The organism is Methanosarcina barkeri MS (assembly GCF_000970025.1).
In the GTDB taxonomy this organism is placed as follows: Archaea; Halobacteriota; Methanosarcinia; order Methanosarcinales; family Methanosarcinaceae; genus Methanosarcina; species Methanosarcina barkeri.
This window is the reverse complement of record NZ_CP009528.1, coordinates 2,864,624-2,879,665: the sequence shown is the minus strand read 5'-3', so window position 1 is coordinate 2,879,665 and position 15,042 is coordinate 2,864,624. Positions and strand designations below refer to the sequence as shown.

Sequence of the window (15,042 nt, the reverse complement as noted above, 5' to 3'; positions counted from 1 at the left end):
ATGCCTGCAATCGAAAAAGCTGGATTTGAACCAATTTTACCAATTACTCAAGGTTCAGAAATTATTCAAGGTCATATTATTTCTAACATTGAATCTTCAGACCTAGTCTTATGTGACATGTCTATCCATAATCCAAATGTCTTTTTTGAATTAGGAATTAGAACTGCTTTAAATAAGCCTGTCTGCTTAGTCAAGGATGACATTACAGAGAAAGTACCTTTCGATACTGCTGTTATAAACTACCATACATATTCGCACGATCTATCAAGTTGGATTGTAAAGCAGGAGATTGAAAGATTAGTAAACCACATTAACGAAAGTTTCAGTAAAAGTGGCAACTGCAATTCATTATGGAAATACCTTGGTTTTAAGTCGTTTGCAACACCACCAGAAAGATTAAGCGGCGATTCTGAAAAACTTGAGTATTTAATTATGCAAATTGATGCAATGAGGAAACAATTAAATGAATCATCAATTAAACCAATTTACGAATTACCTAGAGAAACGGCTTATACTCTTTATGAAGGAAGACCTCAAAACGTTGCTTTAGAAGAATTTGAAGACGCAGAGATTACTGTAGACTATGCACAAAAATTACTTTTAAAATATGGAGCGTCGATAATCAAATGGTATCTGAATAAGGGAGATTCAAATCTTAGAGGCCATATATCCATTTACTACAGAGGCACTAATAAAGGGATAATTCCTAAAGATATTATTAAAAAGCTCAGTGATTTTTCTGCTCAGTATGGATTTTCGATTGAAATGTTATATCAGACATCACTGTTATAATGCAAAATCAAGTGCGTTAAACGTCATTGTTGTAATTTTAATTTTAGAAAATTATGAGTTTGCTGCTATTGTTTTTGTATATCAAGTGTACAAATTCTATAGATCTACTTTTTAAACATCATTCTATATTCAGCAGGTCGACATTTAATTTTTAGTAATTTTTGATGATGGCGATTTTAAAATAAGATCTAATAATTGTGTGGAGTTTTAAGGCTTACAATGACCAAATATTAATTTCTTGTACTAAACTTTAATAATAGCTGATCCCAAAACTCAAAATTATTTCTCTTAATGTCGGATCCCGATTTTCTAATCACGAAAATAGTTTTGAAGTTTTACTAATTTGAGAGTAAAGTTGGTTTTGGGATAGATTTTAAAATAATATTTTAGTGGTTATAGATTTAGTGAGAGTCAAGCCGCAAGTTAAAAATTTTAAATTTTATAAATAGTGATTCATATCCTAATAATGGCATCGGAAAAATATTTTAATTTTTAATGTTACCCGCCGAAAGTAGAATCATGGTTTAAACTTACATATTAAGCATTTAACGGTTTAATGCTACCGTTTCTTAGTCAAATGTATGAGTCCGCTCCCAGTTGTAGGATCAAGTTTAATTTCAATACACGCTCTAAGAAACTAGATAACTATAGTATATAATAAAGTTATTCGATCTTAGTTTTCTCGTAAAACTTAGAAAAATACTAATAATTTAAAGAAGCTTAAAAAAAAGGTGCTTTAAAATGCCTTTTCATGTGATGCTTATCCCGACCCTTGGTTGTCCTGCTAACTGCAGCTACTGCTGGAGTTCCGAAGAAAAGTCCCCGATAATGAGTATTGAAACTATAAAAGAAGTGGTTGAGTGGCTTAAAACTTTTAGAGGAGATGCTGTAACTTTCACTTTCCACGGTGGAGAACCACTCCTGGCAGGAGCAGAATTTTATCGGGAAGCATTGCCTCTTCTGGTTGAAGGTTTGAGTTCCAGGAAAATCGCGTTTGCAATACAGACAAACCTCTGGAAAATGACCCCTGAGATAGCCGAAATTTTTGCGGAATACGGGGTTCCGATAGGTTCCAGCCTGGATGGTCCAAAGGAACTTAATGACCTGCAGAGGGGAAAAGGATACTACGATAAAACCATGAGAGGCTATGAAATTGCCAGGGAACATGGGCTTAATGTGAGGTTCATTACCACTTTCACTTCTCATTCCGTAAAACAAAAGGAAGAAATTTTTAATTTTTATCTTGAGAAAGGATTGACACTCAAACTCCACCCCTGCCTGCCTTCTTTAAAAGGTGACAATCCTGATAAATGGACTCTTGCTCCTGAAGAGTACGGAGAATTATTAATCTATCTTCTGGATAAATATCTGGAAAACCTGGGCCGGATTGACGTTATGAACATCGATCAGCTGTGCAAATGCGTATTCACAGGCAGGGGAACGGTCTGCACCTATGTTGACTGTATGGGAGATACCTTTGCAGTCGGCCCTGAAGGAAACATATATCCCTGTTATCGCTTTGTTGGGATGCCTGAATATGTTATGGGCAATGTTTATGACCGTCCGACAATGGCAGACCTTGCCCAGTCCGAAGCCTGGAAGCAGATGCACCGGTATAAAGAATATGTGGACACTGCATGCAACAAATGCGCCCATATCAAATATTGCAGAGGTGGATGCCCGTACAACGCAATAGTGCCCACGAATGGTGAGATTAAGGGTGTAGATCCTCACTGCACCGCCTACAAGATGATTTTTGATGAAATAAACAAGCGTGTCAATGAGGAAATGTTCGGTGGATCCTCAGGAATGGACAATATGTTTATGCCCCAGGCAATGAAACCTTCAAAACCAGGAATAATGTCTCTCATGCTTAAGAAACTCTGAAAAAAACTCAAAACATATGGAATCTATGAACTGATCACACTTTTAATTGCCAGTATTTTCGAGATCTATAGCTGGAAAATATATCTATTATATATATATTTAATTTTTGAGCTGTTGAAAAAAATTAAAAAAAGCAGTAAACAAATCGAATACAGGGCAACTTAAAGGAAAGAACAACTGAAAAATAACTTTGCTTTTCCGAGTATTTTGATTATTTTTTTCAATCGGTATATCAGGGATCTGTAGTTTTATTCCTGTGCTTTTTTCTTTTACTGTTAGGGACCTGAAATCCATGTTACCTGTATGTTGTTAGATAATTGACTCGACACTAGGGGGCAAAAAAGATTTATAAACATGAACAGGTATCTCATAAAAAATATTGCAACTTTATATAAGCTAAAATAAAAAAGAAGACTTTATATAAGCTAAAATAAAAAAGAAGACTTTATGTAAGCTAAAATAAAAAAGAAGACTTTATGTAAGCTAAAATAAAAAAGAAGATAATTTTAGCGGTGTTATGAATGGAAAATAATTTAAAAATTGTAGCAATGCTTCTTGTTGTTGCTACTGTTGTCTTTGCAGCCGGCTGTTCCGAAAAGACAACAAATCAGGGAAACGAAAATTCAGGAAATGAAGTTTCAGGGAATGAAACCTCAGATGTTTCAAACCAGACCACTCCAGCAGTATCAGCAACGACTTCACCTGTTGGAAATGTAACCGAAAATGCCAACGAAACTGTTACGGAAGATAATAACACTGAAAAAACTGAAAATATAACAAAGCCTGTAATCAGGAAATCAACTTACGTAGCTCCGCATGAACCAAGTTCAGAGGCAAACCAGATAACTTATACTGTATATAACAACAGTGAAAATAATACACCAGCTGTTTCAAATCAGGGTACTCTGAAGATTATATCAAGTGGAACAAACACAACTACAGAAAATACAACTCAGGAAAACACGACTGCAACCAGTGATCTCCTGCGAAAACAGAAGATAGCTCAGAATCACACATCTACTAATGGAACTGTAAGTGTCTGAACTACAAGCAACATACTAAAGCATCGTTAATAGCAGTGGAAAGAATTGTTGAACAAGTAAGAGCCTATTCGATAGGCGTTGTGAACCACTCTATTTTTTATAATTTTTTATAATTTTTTATATTATAATGGGTAATTTGCATAATAGGGACGATACCGGATGTATATAGATCTATTATGACTTTTACGATACGTCGTTATTGATTTTTCTCACAGGCCCTTATGTAAAGGATAATGTAATTTTTCCATTTTTATATTTTCTCTTGAAATTATTTCGTCTTTTAATATGTTTTATATCCTAAAGTTAACTTAAATTAAAGAAAATTTGGAAAAATATCTTAAGTCTAGACTTTTTGGTAATGGCTCTATATGAAAGACGAAAATTTCTTGGGGATAAAAGATGGAAAGTAAAACTGTATCAACAATACTGGTTACCGCTTTTTTGATTCCACTTTCATCTATGACAACGCTTAACAAAGTACGTAGACAACATACTCTCATAAGAGCTTTTGGAATAACGGCACTTGCGATTTTAGTACTGGTGGGAGTGGTAGGTGCAGCTCCATTTGCATATGTGACGAGTATAGGAATCGACACTGGAACTGTCTTTGTAATTGACACAGCAACTGACAATCTTACAGCCGTGGTGCCTGTAGAAGGCTGGGCTGGAGAAGCTGCAATCAATCCTGCAGGAACAAAGGTATATGTGACGGACTCATCAGGATTCAGTACCAATATCTTTGTAATTGACACAGCGACAAATAAGGTTGATGCAGTAGTAGATGTTGGAGGGTATCCAGTAGGAGTTGCGGTTAACCCAAAAGGGTCAAGGGTTTATGTGACGAAACGCTACAGTAGAGTGGATGATGACAGCAACAATGTTTCTGTAATTAACACAGTAATTGGCTCATCCACAAACACTGTAATGGACCCGGTTAATTTGGGGCTGAGTACTTATAACATTGCATTCTCACCAGATGGAAAAAAAATCTATGCTACGAACAATCGCAACAATACTACTTCTGTGATTGATGCTACTACAAACAAAATCATAGCCTCTGTGCCTGTAGGGGACTATCCGACTGATATTGCAGTCAGTCCAGATGGAAATCAGGTGTATGTGATTAATTCAGGCAGCAACACTATTTCTATAATTGATACAGCTATAAACAATGTTATAGGAAATGTGTCTGTAGGGGATGGGCCCAGTGATATTGCAGTCAGTCCCGATGGAACGAACGTCTACGTGACAAATTGGCGAAGTGACAATGTTTCTGTAATTAACGCAGCAACAAATACTGTTACAGCTACAATATCTGTAGGATCAACTCCTTTTGGAGTTGCAGTCACCTCAGATGGAAAAAAGGTATATGTGGCAAACTCTGCCGTCTACTCCAGTGACTACGAAGGTAATGTCTCTGTAATTGACGCAGCCACAAACAAAGTTACAGCAACTGTGAATACAGGAAAATATACTATGAACTGCCCTACTGGAATTGTCATAGGGCCATCTATAAGTTCTGACATGACTGATCAAAAAATAAAGGTAACCTCTTATGAAACTGGCCAGAGTACAATGGCGACTTTAAATGCAACTGGAGATCTCGGAGTTAAAGAAACGAATTTATCATCATCAGAAGAAAAAAATGCTGTCAAATTCAATAATTCAAACAGTGAGAGTATTAACGATAATAGTATTAACGATAATAGTAACAATAATTTTGAGTCTGATAGTGCTAATGGCTCAGATGGAAACGAATCGAGCAAAAGTAACTCTATTCCAGGCTTCGGATTATTTGCCGGTTTGGTCTGCCTGTATGCAGGACAGAAACTCAGGAAGAAGTAATGTGAGACTTAGATAATCGAAGTCGCTAGCAACTTGTACCTCAACCGCATAAGTTCTATCCTTTATTACTACGGGAGCGCAGAGGTTCACTTCATCCCCATTCTTTAGATTGAGGATGAAGTGAACCCTCGCCTCTTTTTGGTTTCGTTTAAACCTCTGTACCGTTGCTTCTTTGTAAAGTAGGTTTCTTAGTCTCATGGTTACAGAAGTTGGTAATGAAACTCTGCATCAAGAAAGTCTTGTAAATGGATACTTAACTATTCCCCAGAAACCGGGCGGGCGGCCCGAAGCATACCCCATCCTTTACAGGCTGTCCGACAATTACTTTCGGTAATAAACAAATTCCTTCTTTTTTGATTTAAAGGTCTTATTTGCTTTCTTTTTAACACTTTTTTATTACTGCCAATAATTGTCGGACAGCCTCTTTAGGTTGGGGTGGCCGCACGCAATTTGATTTAGTCGCTAATTGTTAGAGAGTTCGATAACAAAACATTTAAAGAATTATGTACCAGTTGTAAACTGGATAAAATATGCAGAGTTAGGAGAAGTTTGCAGACCGATCCTGAACCCTGCATACCCGAAGGCAAGAAGTAGGTTACTTTATAATTATTTAAAGTTTACTTAGTCTTGCCTTCCGACAATAATAAAGAAGGTAAGCAGAAATGAAAACAAGAAGATTAGCTAATACGAGTAAATTAATACTTAATGTATTATTATTGGGAATTTTTATAACGAGTTTAAGTTCTGTCGCTTTTGCAGAAACAGACACATCCCCAACAAGTACCGATGAACAAACATCTACACCCCTGAGTATAGATGAGGCAAAAGAAATTGCAGCTTTTTATCTGGTAGAACTCTCTGGAACAATACCTGAATTAGAGGAATGGGAAGATGCAGTTGTTGAACCTGACATTACATTTTATGACCTTGAAGGGAATATAACAGCATACTCCTTTGACGTGATGAAAAATAACGAATATGATGGTTTTATACTAATATCTGCTACCAAAAATAAATATCCAATTCTTGAATTTTCAAAGGGAAAACTCCAAAATAAAATCTCTACAATGACCAAGAAATCACAAAATGCAGCAGTAAACTATGCAAAGAAAAATAAGCTGAATGTTGTGGAAAGTGTACCTATCTACGAAGGCGCAACGTTCTACTATAGTCAATATAACCTTCAAGACAGCAAAGACGGGAATAAAAAGAAAGTTATTGTAGATCTTGTTACATCAAATATAATAAATGCAGAGGAGGAAAATACCTCAGCCAGTATGAATAAAGTAGAAACGGCCAAAAGTGATGAAATAAAAAAAGCGTGGGATGATTTAGAAAACAGAATGATAGAAAAAAGCGTGGGATGATTTAGAAAACAGAATGATAGAAAAAAGCGCTGATGTAGAAACTGTATCAAGTAGAGCGTCGACTATTAAAATAATGACGACTGTTCCTTTTGAGACTGTGTATATTGGTTGTTCTCCAACTGCATCTGCCATGGTTCTGGAATATTGGGATGCTCATGGATATCCAAATTTCCCAAGCGGTCATACATTAATACAAGAATTGGCAACGGCAATGGTCACTGATCCTATTACGGGTTCTACATATCATAGTCACATTGCTGGTGGTATAGAAACAGTTTGTCAAAATTATCAGTATACAAACTTTGATGCTGTATATAATAGTGATTTGTCTATGTCCGAAGCTGTGACAGAAATTAATGCAAATAGACCATTTATCCTAGGTATGACAAATGGTGGGGTTGGGAGTGGATATCCATCAACTTCACCTTATGGAAATCACTCTGTTACATGTATGGGCTATTCTGATGGGACGACAACAGATTATCTTTTCATTCATGATACTTGGGATGGTGTAAATACCCATAGTATCACTTTTGGAAGCTGGGACAGTGCAAGATCAACGTGGGTGAGACCTTAATCACCCATATTTTTTAAAAGAAGAGAATAATTATGTCTCGCTCACAAACTAATGCAAAATTAATATTTATCTTATTATTATTTTTTATTGCTTCAATAGTATATATTGAAGAAACAAATAATAAAGAAAAATATTCCAGTAATCCAACAAATATTAATGTACACCCTGGTGATTCGATACAGCGAGCAATAAACAATGCCAAATCCGGTGACACTGTTATTGTTTACTCAGGATCATATAAGGAGAATTTAGTTGTAGACAAATCCATAGATATAATATCGAACCCTGGAGAGTCAAATGATACTGTTATTCAGGCTGCAAACACAAGAAAAGATGTATTTCATGTAACTGCGAATGATGTGACAATCAGCGGATTTAATATTACTGGGGCAAAAAACAAAGCTGGTATATACTATAGCGGGTCTGATGGTAATATAACTAGAAATAAATTAGTTTATAACGAATATGGAATATTATTAAAAAAATCCAATAATATTTTAATTGAAAATAACACTCTTTTTCAGAATCAGTATGGAATTCATCTAGAAAACTCTAACAATAACTGGTTAAATAGAAACAATATCTCAAATGCTGATATAATGGTTGATATAGATGGTATTAGTCTTGAAGATTCTGATAATAATAAATTGATTAATAATATTGTATCAAACACCTGGAGAGGTATATATCTCAGTGACTCTTCAGATAATGAGCTTAATAAAAATTTAGCTTCAGCTAATTATTTCAGCGTCACCCTAGAAAATTCTGACAATAATAAACTTTTGAATAATACTATTAATTTGCATGGATATACATTTTCAATCAACCTTGGAAATTCTCAAAATAACATATTAAAAGGTAACACTGCAGGATTGAGTACCGAAATTAAAGTAGTATATAGTTTTGACAGTAAAAATAATACATTAGAAGGAGAGCAATATATTGTAAACGAGCAAGGAAGAGTGCTGGCAGTAGAATCAAAATGAATTAGTATAGACAGAAAACATTTGAGGCTATGCTATATCATTCTTGGGAGACGTCAAATATTTCCAATCCTTTTTGCTTTATTCCTCTATGATATTCCTCAATTTCCACGCCTTCTTTGCCAACTTCTCACGTTTTGATTCATCCATCTCCTGCACATCTGTAACTCAGTGTTGCGTGTCTCTATCTTTTGAAACTATCCGAAACACCTTTACAAATCCATATGCTTTGAGGTGGACCACAAGTCCTTCTGGAGGAATATCTACTGTTTCAAGTGGCACATTTCCTTTGTTGTCAGGATTTACCAAACGATTGTTTTTTAACCTTGTAAGGAAATGCCATTCTTTTTACCTAATGGCTTTAAGGTTTTTACACTTGCATACCATGTATCAAATAAAACAAATTCTGGCTTAAAACCACGTTCTTCGGCTTTATCAAGCATATCGCGGAAATGGTCATTCTTAGTTTTGTCGTCTTCATCGATGTTATAAATTCGAAAATCGATAGGTATAACGGTTTTACCGTCAGTCCAAACTAAGGAAACAAGACCTATCCCCTTTACAGAGTACTATGATGTTTTCCACTCCACATACGAATAACAAAAGCCATTTCTTCTGCGTAGGGTTTTATCTAATGTTGAATCATCAACAATTAGAAAGCCTTCTTCAAACTTGACATGACTTTTTACTTCCTCCCATAGTGCTTCCGTGTCTGTAGGTTGCCTTTGAAGGCAACGAGTAAAAGCGTTATGAAAAGAAGCATTAGCTACGTTTGGGATAACATCTAGCAGCTTCAGTGCAACTAAAAACGTTAGAAGCAGCGATGAGGAAATTAATGTAGTCGATGTCATTACACTTGGGTGAGTTTATGTCCATAACTCCGTACGTTTTAGAAAATCACACAAGATAATTATATTTTTAATGATATGATGTTTTTGGCATTTCAACTGCGTAAGTCCTATAGTAATAACAATAATAGTAACAATAATTTTGAGTCTGATAGTGCTAATGGCTCAGATGGAAACGAATCGAGCAAAAGTAACTCTATTCCAGGCTTCGGATTATTTGCCGGTTTGGTCTGCCTGTATGCAGGGCAGAAACTCAGGAAGAAGTAATGTGAGACTTGGATAATCGAAGTCGCTAGTAACTTGTACCTCAACAGCGTAAGTCCTATTCTTTATTTGTTGAGAAGAAAGAATTATAAACTTTCTATGGATCAGAAATAAATAATTGTTATTTTTTAAAGAAGCTTCTAAAGAAGTTGTTTTGTTTTTAAAATAGTTTATATATATCCACTTTCTAAACTAAGCATATGGAAGAGGGCAAAATGAAGAATACAATCACGAGAAGTTTTGAACTTCAGGACTACAAAATAGTAGGGACCGAACTTTCCGGTTTCTGGGCAGACTTAACGAGTAAAGAAGAATTGATAGTTGAGGTAAATTACATTCCTGAAAAGAAAAAAGTCTTCAGTCCTGAAGAAATCGAAAAGCTTGCGCTGGAAATCCGTAATAAATGCGGCAGTTTTGAGGCTCAACTTCCCGAAAATATAAAATGCGAAGTCACCTTCAAAAACTTCGGAGAAAAAGTTTACAAAACCGGCCAGCCTGATTTTAAACTGGAACCCAGGGAGCTAGAAGAAGTTCAGGTTGCTTACCGTTTCTATGTTGAATATTATATATAACCAATTAACTTATAGGACCTACGCATTTGAGTTTTTCCAATGATAAATAAGGAATTTATTTTTGAATTTAAGAACTAGAAACCTTAGGCGTAAGCTTCCTTTTACAGTTTTTCTAAATTTTAGATTAAATGAGACTATGAACCTAACAGACATTTCCAGTTTAAAAACTTATAATTGTGATTTTAATTTACTAATGTGAATTAACATAGAGAAGAAACATAACATAGAGAAGAAACTTTACATAGAGAAGAAACATTTACAGTTATTGCTTGTCGTTTTCTTTGCAATTTTTTTCTTTACAATTTTTTCTTTGCAATTTTTTTCTTTACAATTTTTTCTTTGCAATTTTTTTCTTTCCAATGATATTATTCTTGAAAGAATTTTGCAGCGTTTTAAATCTTCTGTAAAATTCGCTTTATATTTATGCATAGATCTTGCGATAAAAACTGCGTATTAAAAAAGATAAATTCCATTTTTTGTGATGGAAATTTTTGTCCTTCAAAATTAGTATGTTCATGTGGAACGCAGCCCGTTAATGATTTCTTCTAGAAGGAAAAGGGCACCCGAAACTCCCAGATATGTTTTCGGGATAAAGTGGATGTACCCTCTGTCCGGGAGGGAAATTTCGATACCTGCTTTGCAGCATCCCTTTGCTTTTAAAAGCTGAAGGGTAAAACTGTCAGCAAAGGCAATATCAACCGATTCAAGCGAAAGGTCCCTATCCCAGGCTTCGCAAAAGCCCTTTTCCGTCAGAAATGACTTAAGAGATCTTGCTATTTCAGGGTCGCTTCCGGGAAGCAGTTTTACTGCATAAGGGGCCATGCCCAGGTAGGAGTAAAGCCAGTGTGTAAGAGGAAAGACAAGAGAGCTTTCGGCTTGGATTGAAAAACTGGCTCCTTTGGGAAGCCCTGAGAATGAATGGAAACGTGAAATCTGTTGATAACTAGTCTGCCTGGCTTTCCGTACTTCCGCAAGTGCAGGTGCAGGGTCGATATTTAGGACAGCTGCAACTTCTCTCAACAGGCTTTCATTCGCATCAAAACCCAATGGAGCCCCAAGAGGAGAAAACACGGCAGGAGTTCCGAAGTTTTTCCGATACCACTCAGCAACCCTTCTGCCGTATTCGGGGAAAAGGACAATATTACAGGCTGCGTTGTTTGATTCCCGAATTTCGTCGAGGGAAGTTCCGGCAAGTAAAATAGCTCCCACTTCCAGGCCTAAGAAAGACAGGAGCCGCTTCATTTCTGCAACCGAGCCTTCCCAGTGTTTGTGGAGAAGGGAAAGTCCTATCAAATTCACTTTTTTAGTAAACTCCGGGCGATTGAGAGGTCGAAAAAGGGAACGGAATTTCAGATGTTCCAGCAAGGTAAGAGTAGTATTTTCAAAGCCCTGATCTGCGGGAAGCGAAAAACCCGTCTTTTCCACAACAAAACATCGAGTCTGCAGCCCTGCCTTTTTAATTACGTTCTCCAGGTCATCTCCAACAAGGCTTGCTCCCGGGGAATTAATCACTACAAGCAAACCTTTTTCTTTTGCTGCCACTGCTGCAAGTGCCCTTTCAAATTTTTCAAGGGAGCCCTGGATGAAATCTTCTCCGTCCAGGCAGGTACAAGGGACCCTGGGCTGTCCGAAATAGAACTCGTCCTGGAATGCCAGGGGGTCATGGGAACTTTCTCTGGGGAACTGCCTGTCCGAAAGGAAACTATGGTATAACTTGCACCCTGTAGGACCGTTTAGAATCACAGCTGCGTCCCTGATTCCCTCCACAGTCAGGATAGAGCCCGTAAAAGCGTCTGGGGAAAATATCAACTTTCATCGCCTCCGTCATATTTCCATCCCTCCACAACTGGCAGCCTCAAAAGCGTACTCCAGCGTTTTGCAAGTTCAAGCCCGCTCAGGAACCCAACCTGTGGGGAGATGGGTATGGTATCATAATGCACTCCACCTTCAGGAACCGAAGGGACATAACTCGAAAGAACAAGGTCCGGCCTGAGATCCCTGACATCCTTAGCCCTCATTTCATCCGTATAATTTCTCTCCACAGGGAATCCTTCATTGGACAGGAGGTCCGGACGTTCCTTCCTGAAAGTCGAGACTGAAAAACCAACCTTGAGGATTTCCATTCCCAGGTCTCTGATTGTGTCCAGAACCCAGCTGATATCTTCGGTGTAACTCACCAAGAGTACACGCTTTCCCGATAGATGGGGAGCATATTTCCCGATCCCTGCTTTGTACACTTTTTCCTGTTCTTGCAGCAGGGAAGAGACATCCTTTCCGGGAAGCAAGCGTGCTGCCAGAGCTTTTACCCAAATGGAACTTTCCCGGAAACCCACAGGAAATGGAAGCTCAAAAAACTCAAGCCTGAAACGCTTGGAGAGGTATTCCTGGATGGCCTGGGTATCAGGGTCGGTACAGGCTAACAGGTTGAGCTCCGCTTTTTTAAAAGAGCGAAGGGAAAGGGTATCTGTCTCTTTTAAAAACCTGCAGTTGACCCTGTATCCCAGTCTTTGAAGCAATTTCTCAACAATACAGAAGTTTTTTTCTTCTTGAGGGGAAAAATTCCTTTCTCCTATTATGTTAACCAGGCCTTTTTCGGGCCTTACGGAGGGGTCGATCAGATCAGCAACGCGTTTGCTGCCCTCGAGCATACCGGCTGAAAAGTCTCCCGTAATGACGCCTTCCACAGGGATAGGAATGACCCTGGCTCCAGGAAAACGAACTTTGGCTCTTGATGCTGCTTCCCTTATATTGTCTCCTATGATTCCTCCTGGACAGGTGCTCACCACAAAGACCGTTTGCCAGCCAGCTAAAAGGGCTTCCTCTATTCTATTCTCAAGTTTTTCGAGTCCCCCAAAAATAATGTCCTCTTCCTTCATATCTGTCGGCAGGAGGCCAGGGACCTGCTTTTCCTTATCTGAGATATTCCTTCCATCCCCTAATAAAAACGAGCGTGTAAGGGCATCGGCCGTGATATAGGTGCAACTCCTAGGCCCGTGTAGGACCGTGGCGGCATCGTTAACCTGAAAAGTAGCAGTCACAGCCCCTGAAAAAGCACAGCCGCAAAGGAGAGGTCTGGAGAGTTGTTTTTCTTGGGATGATGTGGATACTTCTGTTGGAGTTCTGGAGGAAATTTCTGCAGACTGCGCTTCTGGAATCCCCGGACAGATTTTCTCGAAACTTGTTTCTGGTATCTCCATATGGATTTCTGCGAAAGGCCTATTTTCTTGGCTAAGAGAAACAGGTTCAGCACAGGATCTTTTTCTGGATACAGAACCTGTTCCAAATGGCTTTATACAGGGCCGTTCCCGCCTTCCCAGCACCAGAGCCTCAAGCTCAATGTCACCGAGAGGGTTGGCAGGATGCAGCAGGCTTCGGTCCTTTTCCATGTTTTTCACATACAATGCCAGCTCTCTGAAAATACCTGCAGGAGCAGAGGAAGGAAAAGCTTCAGCCAGAGTTTTCCCTACTTTTTCAGCCTGAGAAAATACTTCATCCCTTGGAATAGAAGCCAGCACAGGCAAACCTGTTGCCCGGGCAAAGGCAAAGACCCTTTCCTCCTCCTCAAAAAGCCCTCGTCTGTTGAAGATAATACCTGCAACCCTGGGAACTGAATCCTCAAAATTTCGGATTCCTCTGAGGATATTGTTAGCAGCGTACAAGGCCATGTATTCCCCTGAAGTTACCAGAAAAACAGCATCGGCATATTCTTTTCTTAGGGGAACCGCAAACCCCCCGCAGACAACATCCCCAAGCACATCATAAAGTACGACGTCAAAGGAAGAAGCCCTGAGTCCCACACGTTTTAAGACCTCAAAACTGCTCAGTATCCCTCTACCTGCACATCCGATTCCTGGTTTCGGCCCCCCGGCTTCCACACAGGCAGTACCTCCGTAGCCTTCAAAGACCAGATCTTCAAGCTTCTGTGCTTCTTGAGGAGTTTCACGCATATAGTCCAATACTGTGGGAATGTCAGCCCCTCCAAGGAGCAGACGGGTGGAATCGTGTTTTGGGTCGCAGCCAACCTGAAGGACCCGCTTTTTCAAAACGGCAAGGGCAGCCGAGAGGTTTGCAGCAACCGTGGACTTGCCTATGCCCCCCTTCCCATAGAGAGCAATCTGGATTATGTTTTTTCCTCCTGTTACTTGCTAACTTAAAAGGGTAATCTTCTGGTTTATCCCTAAATTATTATACTTTTTTATTTTTTTTATTTCAACTATATATCGTATACAGCTGACTCACTTTTTTACTCCAACTTCTTCAACTTCGAATTTGTTTTATTTTACATGATTATTTCACAATACCAAAATGGAATTGAAACTTACTTAACTTTTGATTATTTCACAATACCAATATGGAATTGAAACTTACTTAACGTTTAACTTTTTGCGCCGTCTGCTGTTGTATCGTGTATTGAACTTTCAAATGGTTTTGAATTTGCGAAATTATTTCAGGATACAACATATCATTAGTGAACTTGACTTCACCATTAAGCTTTATTTATCCAAGAAGCCATCGTGAAACTGCAAAACTCTATATGGATTTGTCTTCAACTGTTAAAATACATCTTTAGCATTGTTGGTGTAAAAATATAACTTTCCGGCAAAACCCGAGAAAAGAGAATTAATTGTTTTTCCTGTTTTACTGAACATATCTAAGTTATCTAACGTATTATAACCGAAGTATAATAAATTTTAGGTTATATTTTTGACTTAAGGTTATTTTTCTACCCATTTCCAAGAAAAGCCAATATTTTTCTTGCCTGACTTCGGTGGCCTCCTCCACTTGAGAGTATGCACACAGACAAGATACTTGGCTACTTTATTTTGCAATCAGGCTAAAATGCAGTTAATTCATGCGAGAAAAC

At 38.1% G+C, this 15,042-nt stretch carries 11 protein-coding genes and 1 pseudogene; 9 read left to right on the top strand and 3 right to left on the bottom strand.

Annotation, left to right across the window (positions count from 1 at the left end; translation table 11 throughout):
- The 7 genes from MSBRM_RS18895 to MSBRM_RS11555 all read left to right on the top strand — a co-directional run bounded on the left by MSBRM_RS18895 (position 1) and on the right by MSBRM_RS11555 (position 8,497).
- On the top strand, positions 1 to 792 hold the full coding sequence (locus MSBRM_RS18895) for a hypothetical protein (RefSeq protein ID WP_052712870.1): 792 nt from the start codon (positions 1 to 3) through the stop codon (positions 790 to 792).
- 741 nt (positions 793 to 1,533) lie between these two features.
- Positions 1,534 to 2,679: a TIGR04083 family peptide-modifying radical SAM enzyme gene (locus tag MSBRM_RS11585; protein WP_048155797.1), complete on the top strand. Its 1,146-nt coding sequence runs from the start codon at positions 1,534 to 1,536 to the stop codon at positions 2,677 to 2,679.
- Between the two features lie 521 nt (positions 2,680 to 3,200).
- The gene (locus tag MSBRM_RS11575) at positions 3,201 to 3,722 is read left to right on the top strand and encodes a hypothetical protein (RefSeq protein ID WP_048116669.1); all 522 of its coding nucleotides are present in this window, start codon (positions 3,201 to 3,203) and stop codon (positions 3,720 to 3,722) included.
- A gap of 399 nt (positions 3,723 to 4,121) precedes the next feature.
- Entirely contained in the window at positions 4,122 to 5,567 is a 1,446-nt protein-coding gene (locus MSBRM_RS11570) for a YncE family protein (protein ID WP_230629077.1), read from the top strand.
- Between the two features lie 662 nt (positions 5,568 to 6,229).
- Positions 6,230 to 6,934 carry a P-loop NTPase family protein gene (locus tag MSBRM_RS11565; RefSeq protein WP_141706470.1) on the top strand — a complete coding sequence of 235 codons (705 nt, stop codon included), beginning with the start codon at positions 6,230 to 6,232 and terminating at the stop codon, positions 6,932 to 6,934.
- Positions 6,935 to 6,947: 13 nt separating this feature from the next.
- A complete protein-coding gene (locus tag MSBRM_RS11560; protein WP_048155791.1) occupies positions 6,948 to 7,511 on the top strand; it encodes a C39 family peptidase in 564 nt (187 codons plus the stop codon).
- A 32-nt stretch (positions 7,512 to 7,543) separates the two neighbouring features.
- Positions 7,544 to 8,497, top strand: a complete 954-nt coding sequence (locus MSBRM_RS11555; protein ID WP_069575344.1) for a right-handed parallel beta-helix repeat-containing protein — start codon at positions 7,544 to 7,546, stop codon at positions 8,495 to 8,497.
- Between the two features lie 73 nt (positions 8,498 to 8,570).
- On the opposite strand, the pseudogene MSBRM_RS22230 reads toward MSBRM_RS11555, so the two are convergent.
- Positions 8,571 to 9,370, bottom strand: a pseudogene (locus MSBRM_RS22230) (IS701 family transposase); the annotation flags it as partial.
- Positions 9,371 to 9,429: 59 nt separating this feature from the next.
- Here MSBRM_RS22230 and MSBRM_RS20475 point away from each other — a divergent pair.
- Both MSBRM_RS20475 and MSBRM_RS11545 read left to right on the top strand, forming a co-directional pair.
- Positions 9,430 to 9,609, top strand: a complete 180-nt coding sequence (locus MSBRM_RS20475) for a hypothetical protein (RefSeq protein WP_155400470.1) — start codon at positions 9,430 to 9,432, stop codon at positions 9,607 to 9,609.
- Positions 9,610 to 9,821: 212 nt separating this feature from the next.
- A complete protein-coding gene (locus MSBRM_RS11545) occupies positions 9,822 to 10,178 on the top strand; it encodes a hypothetical protein (protein ID WP_230629080.1) in 357 nt (118 codons plus the stop codon).
- A gap of 513 nt (positions 10,179 to 10,691) precedes the next feature.
- Here the strand turns inward: MSBRM_RS11545 and MSBRM_RS11535 are convergent.
- Both MSBRM_RS11535 and MSBRM_RS11530 read right to left on the bottom strand, forming a co-directional pair.
- Positions 10,692 to 11,987: a nitrogenase component 1 gene (locus MSBRM_RS11535; RefSeq protein WP_048116679.1), complete on the bottom strand. Its 1,296-nt coding sequence runs from the start codon at positions 11,985 to 11,987 to the stop codon at positions 10,692 to 10,694.
- Complete coding sequence (locus tag MSBRM_RS11530) at positions 11,984 to 14,293, bottom strand: nitrogenase component 1 (protein ID WP_268989058.1); 2,310 nt, start codon at positions 14,291 to 14,293, stop codon at positions 11,984 to 11,986. Before MSBRM_RS11530 ends, MSBRM_RS11535 begins: the two co-directional genes overlap by 4 nt.
- Between the last annotated feature and the right edge of the window lie 749 nt (positions 14,294 to 15,042).